A 19437-nucleotide genomic window follows, 5' to 3' on the forward strand; every position below is an offset into this window, starting at 1 on the left:
GGTTTCCGTGACAAAATGTACCTAAAAACAGGTGAACTTTCATGTGGAAATTGAGATGGTTACGAGTGCTTTCCCTGATTCTCCTCTGGACCCTGGTTGCCGGTTGTCAGCATGCCAAACCGAAGGAAGAAGATTTGATACGGATCAAATCCGTGAACAGGGAACATAACAAGAAAGTGATTTTACTGGTGGCCGACTCATTGATGTCTCAGACTATCGATTATGGAATGCGGCAAAATGAACTTCCAACCTTTAGGTACCTGATTGAGCACGGACAATATTATAAAGATCTAGTCAGCTCGTTTCCGACGATGTCCGTTTCGATCGATAGCACCCTGATAACCGGACGATACCCTGACGGTCATCGCATTCCGGGTTTGACCTGGTATTCCGGGACTGACCGAAAAACCGTCAATTACGGTACCGGACCGCTCGAAGTGCTGCAGCAAGGGATTGATCCCGTGTTGGCCGATGCGGTCATTCATTTGAACAGCACCCATTTAAACCCCAAAGTGTCTACGATTTATGAGGACTTAGCCAGGAGCGGGCTGAAGTCCGGTTCAATCAATGGTTTGATTTACCGGGGCTCAGCGAATCATACGCTATCCGTTCCCGGGTGGATTCACGGCCCCTCGTCTCTGCCTAAGCAAATTCACGTAAAAGGACCGGACCTGTTGGCCTTGGGTACGCTATCCAATCCGTTTGAAGGGTTCATCGATATGCCGACCGGACTGGGTAATAGAATGGGGATCAACAATGATTATTCCATGAAGGCATTAAAATATTTGATTAAGGACGGAAAGCTGCCGGATTTTTTATATGTCTATTTGCCCGATCTGGATCAGGAACTGCATAAGAACGGTCCTTCTTCATTGAAGGGCGTAAAGGCGCTGGACGACCAGCTTCACTCCTTGCTGCAAACGTTCGGCTCGCCGGATCAAGCTTTACAAGAAGTTATTCTAGTCATCATGGGGGACAGCGGGATGACGCAAATCCTCCCCGCGAATCAAAATCCGGAAATCGATCTGCCATCCATCCTGGGAGATGTCCGGGTATTAAGCCCCGGTGAAACCGCCACGAAGGATAAGGAGTTCACGCTCGCTGTGAATGAGACGATGGCTTATGTATATGCGATCCATGAGAAAGCTTCGCTGGAAGAGGCGGTAACGCTATTGCATCAAGATTCCCGGATCGATTTTATCGCCTGGCAAGATCAAGGGTGGGTCTATGCCGTTCAAGGATCGGCCTCCAAGCAGCTTAGATACAAAGCTGGCGGTACATTGACTGATCCATATAAACAAACGTGGACATTGGAAGGGGACTTAAAGGTATTGGATGTGGAGGCGAACGATACCAACCATACTTTGATTTACGGGGAGTATCCCGACGTGCTTAAGAGATTGTCGAGCGCAATGAATTCCCAAACAGGCCGTTTTTTGGTGGTTACCGCCAAACCGGGGTACGAATTGTCGGACAAAAGCTCACCGAGTCATAAGGGCGGGGGAGGGCACGGTTCCATTCGCAGTGCCGAATCCCTCGTGCCTTTAATTATCTACGGAAGCGATCAAAAGCCTCAATTTTTAAGAATTGTGGATCTAAAAGCTTACTTTCTTGATTTGCTTACGAAAAAAATTCAGTATAATGAGTAAGGTGAGCATGGGGATCTCTAATTTTGATTCTTGCTATTTCAAATGCCGAAAGAAAGGACGTGACCGTGATGGACTCAACCGAGACACATGATATGAGTCATTGGAAGAAAAATATTATTTTGTTTTTAAGCAGCCAGACTATTTCACTATTCGGTTCGGCCTTGGTTCAATACGCGATCATGTGGTATGTGACGCTTACTACCGGGTCCGGCGTAATGATGACCTTGTTTATCATTTGCGGATTTATCCCCACCTTTATTTTGTCTCCGTTCGCGGGAGTGTGGGCGGACCGGTACAACCGGAAGAAGCTCATTATTTTATCCGACGGGCTCATAGCAACGGCCACGCTGATTCTCGCTATCGTTTTCTTATCGGGGTATAAAGCAACCTGGCTTCTTTTTGTCATGGCGGCCGTCCGTGCCCTAGGCACCGGGATTCAGACCCCGGCTGTCGGTTCGATATTGCCTCAAATTGTTCCAAGTGAGCAACTGACCCGGGTCAACGGGATCAACGGCACGCTGCAAGCGATTATGATGTTCGTGGCTCCGATGGTTAGCGCGGCGTTGCTAACGCTGTCATCCATTGAGGTCATCTTCTTTATCGACGTAATTACTGCGGCGCTGGCGATCCTGACGCTGCTCCTGTTCTTTAAAATTCCGGTGCATAAGAAAGCAACTGAAAAGCAGTCGACGAGCTATTTCACCGATTTTAAAGAGGGTATAATTTACATTAAAAATCATGATTTTTTAAAGACCTTTTTTCTGTTCTTCGCCGTCTTCTTTGTATTGATGGCACCGGCCGCCTTTTTAACGCCGTTGCAGGTTACGCGTACTTTCGGGGATGATGTCTGGCGTTTGACCGCGATTGAAATTGCTTTTTCGATTGGCATGATGGCAGGGGGCGCGATTATCGCTTCATGGGGAGGCTTTACCAATAAAGTCCACACCATGACGATTGCAAGTTTGCTTATGGGAGCTTGTACCTTGGCGCTTGGCATCGTCCCGGTCTTTTGGGCCTACCTGGTTTTCATGGCGATTTTCGGAGTGGCGATGCCTATATTCAATACCCCGACCATGGTATTAATTCAGGAGAAAGTGGAAGAAAGCTATCTGGGAAGAATTTTTGGGGTATTCGGAATGATATCGACTTCGATGATGCCGATCGGGATGCTTATATTCGGTCCGATCGCGGATATCATCCAAATTGAATGGCTGCTGATCGGGACGGGGCTGTTCATGGGAGTACTGGCTATTTTCTTGGGTCGGAACAAGTTATTGCTTGAAGCGGGGAAGTCCGTGGTGAATGAGTCCGCATAATAAAAAATAGAAACTCCCACATCATATGTGGGAGCCAGGCTGTCGAGAAAGTCTCGACAGCCTTCTTTATGTTAGGCTTGATCGGAAGCATATTCTCTTTCGACTTTGCAGATACGGACTTTGTAGTGTTGGTACCAGTCCTGCTTGCCTTTTTCTTGGGCAATTAAGTGTGCCTCGTTTTTCTTCCAGTTTTGTATCGCTTCAAGGCTTTCCCAATAAGAGACGGTAATCCCCGCTCCCGAAGATTCCCTGACGCTTTCCACGCCGACGAAACCAGGCTGCTTGGAGGCCAGTTGTTCCATTTTATCGGCCATGGCCCCGTATCCGTGGTCTCCTTCAGTTCTTTGGCTTGAAAATATGACGGCATACATTGATCCGTTTCCGCTTGTGTGTGGTGTTTGATCCATTGCAGGGTCTCCTTTTCGGGTCATCTTCGAATCGCTAAATAATAATAAATATAATAGAAGAATCAAAGATTTATCAACTATTTCATTTTTTTATTTATTTTCCGGCTCTTGAAACTGAAACCACTTAAATCGAACTGGCTGCCCGGCAGAAACACGCCGGTCACGGTTTGGAGACCAGTAATGCGTTATAGCGGAAATTCCCGTTCACAGTAATCATTGGAGCGGGTAAACTCCATTTCTTCAAACACAAGGGAGATATGGCGGAGAAGAAAAAAAGATATAACGAAGTAATAGTCGGAAAAATGCATATTGCGAAAGTTTCAAATTTTAATAATGTGGGGTAATATATAAATATCACCAAAGGAACCGTAATCGATCGGTAGCCATTGGCGATACGCTCAAACCTTAAATTAAGTGATTGATTTAAGAGAGGAGAGAATCCCGATGATCTAGGTAAGCGAAGCATACCGGAATCGGCTGCAAATTAAAGGAAGGCGGATGTGACAACGTCTTTTTCGCAGACCGTGGGTGTGTGGGAACCCAAAGACAACCAGGAACAAGGAAATGCCATTCAACGCAAGGAACTAGCTTGCCAAGAAGGAGGCGATTCCAATGCAAAAGGTTAGCGAAGCGTACAAATACGATGGTTCACAAGAAGAGTAGGCTCCGTGAAAACGCGGCTCGTGAAGATCGTGTACGCGGGAATTCACCCCTGTATGCAGGACATGGATCATTACTCCAAGGTGGAGTACAAAGGGAAAGATGAAAATGACGAACAATAGCCATGTCATGGATATGGATTGTTGATGGAGGAATGGATTGAATTGAATAGCAATATCAATATCAATACGTAAATCCCTGGTAGCGAAGGCTAGCAGGGATTTACGCGTTTTGGCTGCAATTATTTTGTTAAAGCTTGAAGCATGTCATTAATGTGATAGTGCATCAATTGCCTAGCCTGCTCCGGATGCCGCTCTTCGATCGCGATGGCGATCAGGATGTGGTAGTTGGAAGCCTTGGTTCGCATATGAGGCAAGGTATTCGTTTGCTTGCGTCCTTCAGTAAGTAAGGGATAGATCGATTCCATCATCCGCAGCAAGACGGGATGCTGGGCCGACTCGGCAATGAGCCGATGAAAAGCCAAATCCGTATCCAGGAACGGGCCTCCGTCTTCCATCTGAAGAACCATTGCGTCCGCCAGTTCACGAAGCTGTTTAGCCTCGGCATGCGCAGCCCGTTCGGCACTCAACGCAGCCAGTTCCGGCTCGATCAATAATCGGGCTTCCAGCAGTTTGACGAGTGATATATCTCCGAGCTCTTTCAGATTAGCGGTAGGATCCTCCAACAATAACGGATCATTTCGGACATACATGCCCCGACCATGTTCAATGCTTACATTCCCCTGACTTTCAAGTGCCCTCAAGGCCTCTCTGACGGTAGTAACGCTGACCTCCAACTCCTTGGAAATCTGCTGGAGGGTGGGAATCCTCGAACCGGCGGGCCATTCTCCGTCTACGATTTTCTTTTTCAGCAAATCTATCGTCGTTGTAAACGTATTTTTCTTCATCGTCGGCGTCCCCTGTAAGTTCATATATACTCCTCATTCTATCATAGCCGTACCGTTCTCTGCTAACAAAACGGCATATTGACAACCCCAATTAAAGATACTATGATACCAACATAAACATACTATCTATTTTGTGTTTATTAGTCAATTTTTATACTTTCAAGCTTAATTATGCAAAAATGATCAGTTCTTATATATAAATACTATTCAAGATTATATATAGATACGATCTATTTTGTGATTCTTAAGCATCCCATCAATCGATGATACCAAGGAGGAACTTCGGATGGAGGTTGTAACTTTTGGCGAATCGATGGTCCTGTTTAGCGGTGACCAGGAATTGCCGTTGGAGTATGTTCACCAGTTTCATAAACAGATGGCTGGAGCCGAATCGAATGTAGCGATCGGGTTGACAAGATTAGGTCATTCCGCAGGTTGGTTCAGTAAGCTGGGGCAGGATGCCTTTGGCCGCTATATCTTGCAGAGCATTCGGGGCCAAGGCGTGGATACTTCGCGTTGTACATATACAGACGCTGCCCCGACGGGCGTATTCTTCAAAGAGCGCAGGTCCGGCGGAAAGACTCAGGTTTATTATTATCGACATCAGTCCGCGGCCAGTTTGATGTCCAAAGAGGATCTGGATGAGTCTTATCTTGCCCAGGCAAAAATCCTGCATGTTACCGGGATTACTCCGGCTTTGAGCGAAAGTTGTTTTGAACTTACGATGCATGCGATGGATGCGGCAAAGCGAAATCAAGTATGCATTGTGTTCGATCCCAATATCAGGTGGAAACTCTGGGACCGCGACAAGGCGAAGTCCAGACTGCTGGAACTGGCGGCCAAAGCCGATTACATTCTTCCCGGATTGGATGAAGGCGAGTTCCTGACAGGCCGGCCGAGACCGAAGGATATAGCCGAATTTTTTCTTAAGCTGGGTTCGAAAGCGGTTATCGTCAAACTGGGCAAAGATGGCGCCTATTATCAATCTTTGACGGAGAGAGGACATGTGCCGTCCATTTCCGTCCAGGAGATCGATCCCGTAGGTGCGGGCGACGGGTTCGCCGCCGGATTTATTAGCGGGCTGCTGCGTCAGGATACTTTGGCAAACGCCGTTACAAGAGCGAATGCAGTCGGAGCTATCGTCGTAGGGGTTCAAGGGGATACCGAAGGCCTTCCCAATGAAGAAGAGCTTCAAGAGATGCTGTCCGGACAAACTGGCTATCAAAATGTTCAACGCTAAGGGGTGAAGAAATGAATAAGCAAGAGAAGTTAAAACTGCTTAAGGAATCCGGCGTGGTTGCCGTTGTACGCAGACCTCCCTATGAAAAGGCCGTCCATATAACGGACGCGCTTGTAGCGGGCGGGGTGAAAGCGCTGGAGATTACGGTGGATAGCGACAGAGCTTTTGAGCTTATTGCCTCGTTAAACGAAAGATATGGGGAGAAGGTATTAGTTGGCGCAGGCACCGTTCTGGACGTCGAAACTGCCGAGAAGGCGATAGAAGCCGGAGCACAATTTATTTTTTCGCCGATTTTGGATGAAGAAACGATTGAAACTACGATCCGGCATGACGTGATCTCCATTCCGGGCGTGATGACGCCGACCGAGATCGTGAAGGGCTACCGGTTGGGTGCGGATCTGCTCAAGATCTTCCCGGGTTCTTCTCTCGGCGTGAATTATATCAAGGAACTGTCGGCTCCGCTTGGCCATATTCCGATGATGCCGACGGGCGGAGTCACGCTGGATAATGTGGCCGAGTTCGTTCGGGCGGGCGCCGTTGCGGTCGGATTGGGCAGCTCGCTGCTCGACAAGAAAGCCATGGAAGAAGAACGGTATATTGATATCACGAAACGTGCAGAACAGTTTATTCTAGCGATTCATCAAGCAAGAGAATAGGGAGAGATCAACCGTGAAAATTACAAAGTATAGCACTTATATCGTCCCGCCGCGCTGGCTGTTTTTGAAAATCGAAACCGATGAAGGCATCGTGGGCTGGGGAGAGCCTGTTATCGAAGGAAAGGCTCACACGGTGCAGGCAGCGGTCAGCGAATTAATGGATTTCCTGATCGGCAAAGATCCGCTGCGTATTGAAGATCATTGGCAGGTTATGTATCGGAGCGGATTTTACCGCGGGGGGCCGATCCTGATGAGTGCGATTGCCGGTATTGATCAGGCGTTGTGGGATATCAAAGGGAAGGCGTTTAACGCGCCGGTCCATCAATTGTTGGGTGGAGCCTGCCGGGATTCCATGCGCGTATACTCTTGGATCGGCGGCGATCGTCCGACCGATGTGGGCCTGGCAGCCTTGGAAAAACAGAAGGCAGGTTTTACGGCGATCAAAATGAATGCCACGGAAGAATTGCAGTATATTGACAGCTATTCTAAAGTGGATCAGGTTGTGGAACGCGTGGCCGCCATTCGGACGGCTACGGGGCCTGACTTCGGAATCGGCGTCGATTTTCACGGACGCGTCCATAAGCCGATGGCCAAAATATTAGCGAAAGCGCTCGAGCCTTACCGGCTCATGTTCATCGAGGAGCCCGTGCTTCCGGAAAACAACGAGGCACTGCGTGAAATCGCCAATCACACCAGCACTCCGATCGCCACCGGGGAAAGAATGTTCTCCCGTTGGGATTTTAAATCGCTGCTGCAAGACGGTTATGTCGATATCATCCAGCCGGATTTATCGCATGCGGGCGGGATTACGGAGTGCAAGAAAATCTTTGCCATGGCGGAAGCCTATGACGTTGCCGTCGCGCCCCACTGCCCGTTGGGCCCGATTGCGCTAGCAGCCTGCTTGCAGGTGGACGCGACGGCGCACAATGCGGTCATTCAGGAGCAGAGCTTGGGGATTCATTACAACGCGGGCAACGACTTGCTGGATTACATCGTGGATCCCGGCGTGTTCTCCTACGACGACGGGTTCGTGAAGATTCCGCAAGGACCCGGGCTGGGCATTACCGTCAATGAAGAGTATGTGATCAAAATGGCACTGGAGTCGCCTCACCGGTGGAGAAACCCGGTTTGGAGACATCAGGACGGATCGGTGGCGGAATGGTAAACGAACCTTTCTCGGAATCAAACAAAATGACTCCGCAATCGGACAAGAGTCGGTTTGAGAGCCCTTTCATTTCATATACAATAAAACCATCCAAAGTACTTTTTCGGAGGGGAGAAACAAAATGATCCAAATTCCAAAATACTGGGAAGATCTGAGCGTGCTAGAGAAAAACCGGGAAGCTCCCAGGGCTTACTATATTCCTTATGCAGATGCGGAATCTTCCCGCAAGCAAAAGCGGGGGAGTTCCCCGTATTATCGGACGCTGAACGGGAACTGGAAGTTCAAATACAAGGAGTCCGTCCGGCAAGTAGATGATGCCTTTTACCGTACTGATGCCGATGTCAGCGACTGGGACGACCTGATTGTTCCTTCCTGTTGGCAGGTCAAGGGGTACGACCAGCTTCATTATACGAACGTTAATTATCCTTTTCCTTGCGATCCGCCGTTTGTGCCGAACGACAATCCTGCTGGGTTGTACGTACGCGAGTTCAATATTTCCGGCGCTTGGGAAGACAAAAGCAAATATATCGTTTTTGAAGGCGTAAACTCTTGCTTTTATTTATGGGTGAACGGCATCTGGGTCGGATACAGCCAAGGCAGCCGCATGCCGGCCGAATTCGATATTTCTCCTTACGTTCATTCGGGTAGCAATAAGATCGCGGTTATGGTGTTGAAATGGTGCGACGGCTCCTACATCGAAGATCAGGATTTGTGGAGATTTTCGGGTATATTCCGGGATGTGTATTTGTTGGCCCGCAGTCCCGAGCATATCGTTGATGTGTTCAACCGGGTCGAACTGGACCAAGACTTCGGGTCGGGATCGGTTACTTGCGAGCTTACGGCCGCCGGCCAAGCGGATGCCAAGCTCGAGCTTACCGATGCGGACGGAGTGCCGCTGCAAAGTGAAACCGTTACCGTCGTCGGAGAAGGAAGCGTGACCCTTCAAATCGACCGGCCCAACCTGTGGAGTGCCGAGACCCCGTATTTATACCATCTTTATATTACAACTGCGGATGAGGTTCTGCACTTTGCAGTCGGGTTCAGGAAGGTTGAAATCGTTGACGGCGTCTTCAAGATTAACGGGACTGCCGTCAAGTTGAAGGGAGTCAACCGGCATGATTCCCATCCCGAGCTGGGACAGACGGTTCCGATCAATCATATGATCAAGGACCTGAAGCTGATGAAGCTGCATAATATCAATACGATCCGGGCGTCCCACTACCCGAATGATCCGCGTTTTCTGCAGCTGTGCAACGAGTTCGGATTTTACGTCATCGATGAGGCGGACCTCGAATGTCACGGGGTGTTTCATGCGATCGGGAATTTCAATATGCTGACCCGGCTTCCAGAATGGGAGCATGTCTTTGTCGAACGCGTCGTACGCATGGTGGAGCGGGACAAAAACCACCCTTCGGTCATAATCTGGTCGATGGGGAACGAATCCGGCTACGACGTCAATCATATGGCAATGGCGAGATGGACGAAGTCCAGGGATGCTTCCAGGCCGGTTCATTACGAGGGCTCCGATCCTCGGCACTTTGGAAGCCCGGATACGGAAGTGTTGGACATGGAAAGCCGGATGTACTCCTCACCGGCCTATATTGAAGCTTATGCGAAGGATGAGAACAGCACCAAACCGATGTTTATGTGTGAATACAGCCACGCGATGGGCAACGGGCCAGGGGATCTTAAGGATTACTGGGACGTTATTTATAAGTATCCGAAGCTGATGGGCGGTTGCGTCTGGGAATGGAGCGACCATGGCATCCTGACCAAGAACGCGCAAGGAACGCCATATTACGCTTATGGGGGAGACTTCGGAGATCAGCCGAATGACGGCAATTTCTGTATCGACGGGCTTGTTTCTCCCGACCGGATTCCTCATCCGGGATTGTTGGAACTCAAGAAAGTGATCGCTCCGGTAAGGGTAGAAGAAGAAGATCTGGCCGCCGGGTCTGTCCGGATTACCAATCTGTATGACTTCGTAGATCTCGGCCATCTTACGCTTTACTGGACGATTGAAAAAGATGGGGAACTGTACAGTCAGGGCCAGAAATTTGTAAGCGAGGTTGCACCACACACCTCACAGCTAGTGACGCTGGACTATGATCTGCCGGAATATTCGGAGCAAGCTTTTTATCTTACCGTTTCTTTCCGACTACGGGAAAAAACGCTCTGGTCCGCAGCCGGACATGAAGTAATTTCCGAACAATTCAGGCTGCCGGTTGAAATCCGGGAGCGCTCCGAAACCGCACCTGAATTTGCGATTCATTCCATTCAGATTACGGAAAAGGATGATTTGCTAACGATTGATGGGTTCGATTTCCGCCATGTGTTCGATCTGTACCGGGGGAGCTTTAGCTCCATAACGAGACACGGGGTTGAAATGATACACAAGCCATTGGGCTTCAATATTTGGAGAGCTCCGACGGACAATGACCGCAAAGTGAAACGGCAGTGGATGGAAGAGGGCTATGACCGAGCGCTCCCTCATATCTATGAAGCGGTGGTGACCGAGCGGGAGGAGAACTCCGTACAAATCCGAGTCTCTTATTCCCTTGGAGCGTACATCAAACCGCCGTTGCTGCACGGCGTAGCCTACTGGCGGGTAACCGGCAACGGGGAAATCAGGCTGAAAACGGAGGTTACCGTGCGCGAAGATCTGCTATTCCTGCCCCGGTTCGGCCTACAGGTCACGATGCCGGCGGGGACGGAGGAAGTGGAATATTTTGGAAACGGTCCTCACGAGAGCTATATCGACAAGAGTCAAAGCAGTCTCAAAAGCAAATACCTGACTACGGTAGATGGGTTGTTTACGCCTTATATTATGCCGCAAGAGAACGGCTCGCACGATAATACCGATTGGGTAATCGCGTCGAACGAGCAGGGCATGGGGTTGAAATTTACTAGTAATCAGCCTTTCTCGTTCAATGCGAGTCACTATACGCCGGAGGATTTAACCCAGGCTCAGCATGATTACGAGCTTATCCGCCGGGCTGAAACGATACTCCATCTGGATTACAAGATGAGCGGCGTAGGTTCCAATTCTTGCGGACCGGAATTGCTGGAGGCTTATCGCTTGGACGAGAAACAGTTCACCTTCGAACTGAGTGTCTTGCCTCTGTTTAAAGAAGACTAGACAATACCATATAATGGTGTTCCTGATCGAGAGATTTTAGGGACACCATTTATTCAAATTTCAGAGTTATTTTGATATACTGTGAAGAATTCAGTAACTACAAATGATGAACTAAAGATAAGATGCAGGCAAGGGAGTAAAATGATTCCGGAGAACAGCGATCGTAGGAACATTTTACGTACTTGCCTCCACATCTATTTATTAGTTCAAATTGTTTAGTAACCAATTCTCTTATTCGAAGTCAGAAGAGGTATAACATGAAGCATATTATTGAGAGGATGGTTTCGCGCGTCAGGAAAGCAGGCACCGTCAGAACGAAGCTCATGCTGGCTTTCTTCATCGTGGCTACGCTGCCTGTAGGGGCGCTCAGCTACTTTTCTTTTCATCAATCGTCCAAGGTTGTAAATTCCCAGTTCGGGAGTTACGTGATTTATGCGGTGGATCAGCTTAAATTACATGTTGACGGCAATTTCAAGCAAATGGATGATATGACCGGCAACATTCTGTCCTACTTAATCGCTTCTTCGATCATTGTCGGGGATGAAGTCCCGACCACTTATGAGCAATATGTGGAGGAAAAGGATTTCCAGAATTACATCGCGTCCCTGGAAAGCACGAACATTTTTAAAGTGGCGGTAATTACGCCTTCGGGCAGGGTAATCGGAAATAACTTCATTAATGCGGAAAGCCTGGCAGCTTCCACGTCCTGGACCGATATCTCGAAATATAACAACAGGCATGTTTTGATTCATATCCCGGATTATTACCCCACTCCCGGCAACGAATATATGATCAGCATGGTGGTTCCGTTAAACAAGTCCTTCGGGCTGCCGGAAGGAAGCCGATTGTTGATCGATATGAAAGCGGATACAGTGCTTGGGTTGATAAAATCATTCGAAAAGGACACCAAGTCCCACCTGCAAATCACGGATGCATCCGGTGCGGTTTTATTGCAAACGACGTCGGACTATGTGAGTCAGGAAGACGATAAAGTGTGGTCGAGGGTCCTCGATACGGAGGGCTGGGTGGTGGAAGCGAGAGTCCCGTATGACACTTTTTACGAGTCCTCGTCGGTGATCCTGCGGTATTCGGTCTTCATTTCCGCGCTGGCGATCCTGCTCGGTATCATTATGGCCAGTTTTTATTCCATCCGTTTTACGATGCCTATCAAGAAATTGGCTCATTCCATGCGCCGGTTCGGTGAAGGCGACCTGTTGATCCGCACGCCGGTTAAGTCGTCGGACGAGCTTGGTTTTTTAAGCGAATCGTTTAATAAAATGACGGAACAACTCGTAGAACTGGTCCACGAGATCAGCAGGACCGAAAAACTTAAGAGCGATGCCGAATTGAAAAGTTTGCACTATCAAATCAATCCTCATCTCTTGTTCAATACGTTAAATTCGATTCAATGGAAGGCCAAACTGGCCAGGCAGCCGGACATCCAAAAAATGCTGCAGCATCTCATTGTGGTGCTGGACGGCAGTTTAAATTTCAAGCAAACACTTCTTCCTTTGCAGAAGGAACTAGACATCGCCAAGCATTTCATCGAGATCCAGCGCTACCGCTTTGAGGATACTTTTACATTCCGGCTGGAGGTCCAGCCCGAACTTGAGGACTGCCTGATTCCGCGCATGGTGCTGCAGCCTCTGCTGGAAAATATATTTTTCCATGGTTTTCAGGACGGGCAGGGTCATATTCAAATGAGGATTTTTGAGGAAAAAAATATTTTGTACATGATCCTGGAAGACGATGGCGTAGGGGTTACGCCGGAGCATATGAAGTATATCGGTTCCGGGCAAAAAGTGCCGGGTAAACGGGGCGGATTAGGCCTGCGGAATGTCGATGAACGGTTTAAGCTCCATTACGGGGATGCTTATGGACTATCGATAGAATCAATCAGAAATCAAGGAACGAAGGTGACATTGATATGGCCAAAGACTACGGAAACCCACTCCCTATCAAAGTATTAATTGTGGATGACGAACAACTGGTGAGGAAAGGGCTTCGGATGACGATCGATTGGGAGCAGCACCAGATGATCGTCGTGGATGATGCCTCCAACGGCAGCATCGGCTGGCAAAAATTTTTGGAGCATCGTCCCCAACTGGTGATTACGGATATTGTCATGCCGGAAATGAGCGGGATCGAGCTGGCGCAAAACATCAGAAAAGTATCTCCGGACACCTCGATCCTGTTTCTGAGCTGCCATCGGGATTTTAACTATGCCAAGCTCGGCATTCAATTAAACGTTCACGATTATATCGTCAAAACGGACATGGACGACGATCATATCCATGAATCCTTGAATCTCATCTATCAAAAGTATAAGGAAGCAATGATAAACCATTCGGACGCTCCTCCGAAACCGAAAATGAAGTCGGCGGACCGGACGAAGGAGTGTATAAATGAATGGCTGGTTAAGCAAAGTTACTCGGCCAGAGACTTTTTGCTGGAGCGACTGCGGAGTGAGTGGAAATGGATGTTGTCCACTTCCTGTCTGATCCACATCTATCAATCCACGGAAAGGGATTGCTCTTTTGAAGCGCTGATGAAACGATGGGAGGATTTGTCGTTTGCTTATCCAGGCCAACTGAAATTGCTTGAATTCGGCGGGAATTCCGCGTTTCTTGCCTGCAGCAGGGACCTGGCCGATCTTGTCTTATCCAAGCTGGTGGAATTGAAAATCAGCGAACGTGACCTGGAGTGGCGGCAAAGCAAACCCGTCACGAGCGCGGAAGGCTGGCTGGAAGCCTTGAACCGGCTGCATCGCATCCGTCAGGTGGAACAGAGCACCAGATTGTTCAGCACGGCCCATAAGGAAGATATCATTCAAGCTATCGATTTCATTGACGAGCATCTGGACCAGGATATCCGGGCGGCGGATATCGCTGCGGTAATCGGCGTCAGTCGCAGTTATTTCAGCACGATCTTTAAAGAGGCCACCGGCTGCAGTATCATCTCTTTTATTGCGGAGCGCAAGCTGAGACGGGCGAAGGAACTGCTGAGCGTGACTTCGATTCGCACGGAAGAAGTCGCGGAAAAAATCGGGATTCAAGACGTAAAGTATTTCTCCAAATGGTTCAAGAAACAGGCGGAAGTTACGCCGGGGCAATACCGCCTGCAAACAAAATGACGGCTTTATCAAACAAATAGACACTGCCGCCTGGCTTGGCCGGGCATTTTTTTATTTATCGAAAAAGATGACACTTTTATCAAACATCTGTCGGTATGAAAGCCTTTTCAAGAGATTTATTATAAATCATGTAACAAACGATCTAATTGACACAGGGGGTTATCATTCGTGAAAAGAAAACGGGTATTGTACGTACTTATCACTTGTCTGTTGGTTTCTTTGCTGACAGCTGCCTGCTCTTCGGACAACAAACAGGCCGATTCCAAAGACCCGGCTACAGGTAATGAGAAAGTGAAATTGGTGGTCTGGATTTGGGAGACCGCGAAGGACGGACTGGACTTGAATATGGAGGCTTTCAAGGCCAAGTATCCGAATATTGAAGTCGAATTCCAGACGATGAAATCAACGGATTTGTATTCCAAATACTTGATTACGTCAAGTACGGGAGATGCGGTTCCCGACATTATCACCGTGGAATCGACCAACTTGTCCCAAATCGTTCAAATCGATTCATTGCTTGATATTACCGATCGCGTGGCTCCATACAAGGACAAAATGAGTGCCTATAAATGGGAAGATGCCACGAAAGATGACAAAGTGTACGCTATGCCTTGGGACAGCGGCCCGGTCGTGATGTTCTACCGCAACGATTTGTTCGCCCAAGCCGGATTGCCTACCGCCCCTGCCGATGTGGCCCAAGAGATCCAAACCTGGGACGATTATTATGAGGCAGCGAAATTGATCAAGGACAAAACGGGAGCCATGATGTACGGCGATTCCAAGACGAATTCCAGTAACCGGATGTTTGAGTCGATGATGTGGCAGCGCGGATTATGGTATTTCGACGATGAAGGAAATGTTGCCGTCGATTCGCCCGAAATCAAGGAAAGTGCCGATTTTCTGATCAAGATGCAAAATGAAGGGCTTGTCTTCGACGCCCGGGCAAATACCGATCCATGGGGAAATGCCATCCGCGACGGTAAAATCGCTACTGTTGTCGGCGGTTCCTGGCATGATGCGATCATTGAAAACCAATATTCCCCGGCGGATAAAGGCAAATGGTCCGTCACGATGATGCCGAAATGGTCCATGGATGACAAATATACGGGCGCGAACCAGGGGGGAGCGAATCTGGCGATTAATAAGAACTCCAAACACCCGGAAGAGGCTTGGCAGTTCATTGAATTCATGCTTGGAAGCGAAGAGTCCCAAGTTAAAATGATGACGGATGCCGGACTGTTCCCGGCCATGTTGTTGAGCGATAATGCATCCCTGGAGGATCCGTCCGAATACTTCAACAAAGAGTCGATCCGCAAAGTGTATGCCGAGTCGCTTGCCAACACTTATCCGCTTGCGTATACATCCGATTTTCCTATGGCCAACAAACTGATGACCGATGTTTGGGCTAAGGTCTTCCTTAATAATGTCAGTTCGGACAAAGCCCTGAAAGACATGGCGGATGAACTCCGCAGCAAAACAAAGAGAAACTAAATTCATCTTGATAGGATTGGAGGGAATGATATGAAGGCATCCAAGTTGAACAAGCAGATGTTGGTTGCTCCTTACATCTACATATCGCCCTATTTCATCTTGTTTTTCATCTTCTCGTTGTATCCGATACTGTATTCGATTTATATCAGTTTGACGGACTGGAACGGATCCGGGGAGAAAGAATTTATCGGGTTCGAAAATTATATGCAGTTGTTTAGCGACAACGACTTTTGGCTGTCCCTGTGGAACAGTACGCTGATCTTTTTGATGTATGTTCCAATCATGCTGTTCGTGGGTTTAATATTGGCGTCCATGTTGAATTCCAACTGGATGGTAGGCAAAGGCTTTTTCCGGATGGCGCTGTTTGTCCCCAATTTCGTATCCGTCGTCGCCGTATCCTTCGTCTTCATCCTGTTATTGAACACCCAGGACGGTCTGGTTAACAGTGTGCTTAAGAGCATCGGCCTGATCGACAATCCGATTCCATGGCTGGAATCGCCTTGGTGGGCCCGGTTCTCCGTCGCCATGATGGTGCTGTACCGCTGGCTTGGTTATAATATGCTGCTGCTCCTTACGGGATTGCAGAACATTTCGAAGGATTTGTATGAAGCGGCTTACGTGGACGGGGCTACCAAAATCAAAAGTTTCTTTTTTATCACTATCCCGTTGGTCAAAAAGATGCTGTTGTTCTGTACGGTGCTGTCCACGATCGGAACGTTCTCGCTCTTTACCGAGCCGTTCATTCTGACCCAGGGCGGGCCGTTGAACTCCACCTTGACTCCGGTGCTCATGCTATATAGAGAAAGCTTCCAAAACTTCAATTTCGGTTACGCATCTTCCATCGCCGTCTGCTTCTTTATTCTCATGATGGTTATCTCTTTGCTGCAAATGCGTATCTTCGACGATAAAGAGTAGGCGGGGGGATACTATGGAAAAAACAGTTAAATTAAAAGCTGCAGGAACTTCCGGCAGCAAACACATCTGGTCCTCATCACTGGCGTTTGTACTGATGACGGTTGTCTCCCTGTTTACTTTGTTCCCGTTGTTCTGGCTGTTCAGTTCATCGTTAAAAGACATCAGCGAGATCTTCGTGAATCCGCCGATTTGGATTCCGTCGACGCTGCATTGGGAAAACTTCAGGGAACTGTTCGTGGAACGGAAGTTCGGAATCATTACCTGGAACAGCTTCCTGTTATCCACGACTTCCACAATAATCGCGTTAATCTTTTGCAGTCTGGCCGGATTTGCCTTTGCCAAATACAAGTTTAAAGGCAAACAGTTCTTGTTCGTACTTGTGCTGGCATCGCTTATGATTCCGCATGAAGCAACCATGGTTCCCTTGTTCTCGATCTACAAGAACATGCACCTTATCGATAACATTTGGGGCGTGATTCTGCCGGATTTGGCCAACGCTTTCGGGATCTTCTTCATGCGCCAATACTGCATGTCCCTCCCCGACGAGATGATGGAGGCTGCGCGGATCGACGGTTGTAACGAATTCAAAATTTTCCGCAAGATCGTGCTGCCGAATCTGAGATCGGGCTTTGCCGGACTGGGGATTATCCTATTCGTTAAACAGTGGAATAACTTCCTGTGGCCATCCGTTATTTTGAGATCCCAGGAAAACATGACCTTATCCGTTGCACTTAAAGCGCTTGAGGACAGCAACAATACGCCATACCATCTCATCATGGCCGGTTCCGTAATCAGCGTACTTCCGCTGCTGATTATCGTGTTGATTTTCCAGAAGCAATTGATTGCCGGGATGATCGACGGCGCGATAAAAGGCTAATACCGATGCCAATACCCCTGAAGAAATTCGGGGGTATTTTTTTGATTTGATTCAAATAATTAACTCGATTCAAGGGACATTGCAGCAACCTGGTTGAATTATACCTGCCATTAGTTATATCTTATCTATAATAACAGTGGACATGGAAAGGACAGCGGAAATGACAAATCAGCTCTATTACAACTCAGCTTATTTAACCGAATGGCAAACCTCCATTCGTACAATTTCAGAAAATGAAGACGGAATATTCGTGGTCCTGGAAGAAACCGCCTTTTATCCGCACGGGGGAGGACAACCTTGCGATGAAGGAACGATCGGCGGTATTAACGTGATCGATGTAACCTTGGAGGACGAAGTAATTTGGCATAAGGTGGAGAGCCTGCCCGTGGAGTCAAGCGTCCTATGCAGGCTGAATTGGGACAGACGGTTCGACCATATGCAGCAGCACAGCGGCCAGCACTTGCTCTCGGCCATTTGCCTTGAGTTGTTCGATGCGCAAACATTGAGCTTTCATCTGGGCGCCGATTACGCCACTATCGATGTAGAACTCCCGGAGCTGTTAGCGGAGCGGTTTGCTCTTCTTGAACGGGAAGTAAACCGGCATATTTATCTCAATCATGAAATTGCCTGCTATTTTGTAACGGGTGAGGAAGCAGCAAGGCTGCCTTTGGTCAAACAACCGAAAGTAACCGGCGGAATAAGGATCGTTGAAACGAAAGGTGTGGAATATAACGCCTGCGGCGGGACCCATGTCTCTTCTACCGGAGAAATCTTTATGATCAAGCTGCTAAAGTCGGAACGTCAAAAGGGAAATACGCGGATTTATTTCTTATGTGGATACCGGGCCTTGCAGGAATTTAACGAGAATCAGCGGATTTTAACGGCGTTGGCGCAGAAATTCAATACCGGAAAAGATGAAATTTTGGATCGTTTGGACAAATGGGAGCAGGAGCAAAAGCAGCTTCAATGGGAACTGAACGCCCAAAGGGAGAAAAATGACGAGTTTGTACTTCATGAGCTTTTAGCCCAGTCGAAGGGCGGCCTGGTAGCTCATATGTTTGAGGATAGAAGCCTGAAGGATTTGCAAAATCTCGCCACCAGGCTAGCCGCCGAAAACGGAATTCCCGTACTATTCGCCGCCGGTGCGGACAACAAAGTTTTGATGGCCTATGGCGGGGAAGGAGACTTTGCCTGCGGGGCGTTTTTCAAAGAGCATCTCGGCGGCTATAACGGCAAAGGCGGCGGGAGCGACAAACTGGCCCAGGCGGGTTTCGGCACCAGGGACGAGGCTTTGGCTTTCTATGAATTTGCCAAGGCAAGATGGTCGGTTTAAAAGGGGGAGTTTCAGTGGCGGAGAGCAAAACGAATGCCATGCGATTATTGGACAAGTCCGGTATTCCCTACATTATTCTGGGATATGATTCCGAAGACGGGGAAATCCACGGCATCGCCGTGGCGGAGAAAATCGGCCGTCCCTCCGGTTCCGTGTTCAAGACGCTGGTTGCGCACCAGGGGAGCCGGATTTATGTGTTCGTCATTCCGGTAGCGGAAGAACTGGATCTGAAGAAAGCGGCCAAAGCCGCCGGCGAGAAAAAAGTGGAGATGCTGCCTGTCAAAGAGCTGCTAAAATGGACCGGATACATCCGCGGCGGCTGCTCGCCGGTCGGAATGAAAAAACTGTATCCCACATTCCTGGACGCCAGCGCGGAAGCCTTGGACAAAATGGCGGTAAGCGCAGGAAGAATCGGCACTCAAATGGAATTGGACCCAAGGCTGCTCGCCCGGCAGGTGAAAGCGGGTTTTATGCCGCTTGTTAAAGAAGATAATAACTGACCGGAATCAGGTTCAGCATATAGAAAGACAAGCAAAGTAAAGGAGTTGT

General features: G+C 48.6%; 15 protein-coding genes. 13 read left to right on the forward strand and 2 right to left on the reverse strand.

The window, feature by feature from the left end:
- Positions 1-41 precede the first annotated feature (41 nt).
- Positions 42-1649, forward strand: a complete 1608-nt coding sequence (locus tag DFP94_RS05240; protein ID WP_114495337.1) for an alkaline phosphatase family protein — start codon at positions 42-44, stop codon at positions 1647-1649.
- 68 nt (positions 1650-1717) lie between these two features.
- Positions 1718-2965 carry an MFS transporter gene (locus tag DFP94_RS05245; protein ID WP_245954489.1) on the forward strand — a complete coding sequence of 416 codons (1248 nt, stop codon included), beginning with the start codon at positions 1718-1720 and terminating at the stop codon, positions 2963-2965.
- 71 nt (positions 2966-3036) lie between these two features.
- Here DFP94_RS05245 and DFP94_RS05250 read toward each other — a convergent pair whose 3' ends face one another.
- Both DFP94_RS05250 and DFP94_RS05255 read right to left on the reverse strand, forming a co-directional pair.
- Positions 3037-3372: an antibiotic biosynthesis monooxygenase family protein gene (locus DFP94_RS05250; protein ID WP_114495338.1), complete on the reverse strand. Its 336-nt coding sequence runs from the start codon at positions 3370-3372 to the stop codon at positions 3037-3039.
- Positions 3373-4273: 901 nt separating this feature from the next.
- A complete protein-coding gene (locus DFP94_RS05255) occupies positions 4274-4963 on the reverse strand; it encodes a FadR/GntR family transcriptional regulator (RefSeq protein WP_114495339.1) in 690 nt (229 codons plus the stop codon).
- Positions 4964-5225: 262 nt separating this feature from the next.
- Between DFP94_RS05255 and DFP94_RS05260 the strand changes: the two genes are divergently transcribed.
- The 11 genes from DFP94_RS05260 to ybaK all read left to right on the forward strand — a co-directional run bounded on the left by DFP94_RS05260 (position 5226) and on the right by ybaK (position 19388).
- A complete protein-coding gene (locus DFP94_RS05260; protein ID WP_114495340.1) occupies positions 5226-6179 on the forward strand; it encodes a sugar kinase in 954 nt (317 codons plus the stop codon).
- Between the two features lie 11 nt (positions 6180-6190).
- The gene (locus DFP94_RS05265) at positions 6191-6835 is read left to right on the forward strand and encodes a bifunctional 4-hydroxy-2-oxoglutarate aldolase/2-dehydro-3-deoxy-phosphogluconate aldolase (protein WP_114495341.1); all 645 of its coding nucleotides are present in this window, start codon (positions 6191-6193) and stop codon (positions 6833-6835) included.
- 13 nt (positions 6836-6848) lie between these two features.
- Positions 6849-8000 (forward strand): galactonate dehydratase, encoded by a 1152-nt coding sequence (dgoD, locus tag DFP94_RS05270; protein ID WP_114495342.1) that lies wholly within the window; start codon positions 6849-6851, stop codon positions 7998-8000.
- Positions 8001-8121: 121 nt separating this feature from the next.
- Positions 8122-11139: a glycoside hydrolase family 2 TIM barrel-domain containing protein gene (locus DFP94_RS05275; RefSeq protein WP_114495343.1), complete on the forward strand. Its 3018-nt coding sequence runs from the start codon at positions 8122-8124 to the stop codon at positions 11137-11139.
- Between the two features lie 257 nt (positions 11140-11396).
- A complete protein-coding gene (locus DFP94_RS05280; protein ID WP_114495344.1) occupies positions 11397-13109 on the forward strand; it encodes a sensor histidine kinase in 1713 nt (570 codons plus the stop codon).
- Positions 13067-14272: a response regulator transcription factor gene (locus DFP94_RS05285; protein WP_114495345.1), complete on the forward strand. Its 1206-nt coding sequence runs from the start codon at positions 13067-13069 to the stop codon at positions 14270-14272. Before DFP94_RS05280 ends, DFP94_RS05285 begins: the two co-directional genes overlap by 43 nt.
- A gap of 168 nt (positions 14273-14440) precedes the next feature.
- A complete protein-coding gene (locus DFP94_RS05290) occupies positions 14441-15763 on the forward strand; it encodes an ABC transporter substrate-binding protein (protein ID WP_114495346.1) in 1323 nt (440 codons plus the stop codon).
- Between the two features lie 30 nt (positions 15764-15793).
- Positions 15794-16678: a carbohydrate ABC transporter permease gene (locus DFP94_RS05295; RefSeq protein ID WP_114495347.1), complete on the forward strand. Its 885-nt coding sequence runs from the start codon at positions 15794-15796 to the stop codon at positions 16676-16678.
- Between the two features lie 13 nt (positions 16679-16691).
- On the forward strand, positions 16692-17555 hold the full coding sequence (locus DFP94_RS05300) for a carbohydrate ABC transporter permease (protein WP_114495348.1): 864 nt from the start codon (positions 16692-16694) through the stop codon (positions 17553-17555).
- 160 nt (positions 17556-17715) lie between these two features.
- Positions 17716-18888 carry an alanyl-tRNA editing protein gene (locus DFP94_RS05305; RefSeq protein ID WP_114495349.1) on the forward strand — a complete coding sequence of 391 codons (1173 nt, stop codon included), beginning with the start codon at positions 17716-17718 and terminating at the stop codon, positions 18886-18888.
- Between the two features lie 14 nt (positions 18889-18902).
- Positions 18903-19388 (forward strand): Cys-tRNA(Pro) deacylase, encoded by a 486-nt coding sequence (ybaK, locus tag DFP94_RS05310; RefSeq protein ID WP_114495350.1) that lies wholly within the window; start codon positions 18903-18905, stop codon positions 19386-19388.
- Positions 19389-19437 lie beyond the last annotated feature (49 nt).

The sequence above is a fragment of the Fontibacillus phaseoli genome (assembly GCF_003337355.1).
Taxonomy (GTDB): domain Bacteria; phylum Bacillota; class Bacilli; order Paenibacillales; family Paenibacillaceae; genus Fontibacillus; species Fontibacillus phaseoli.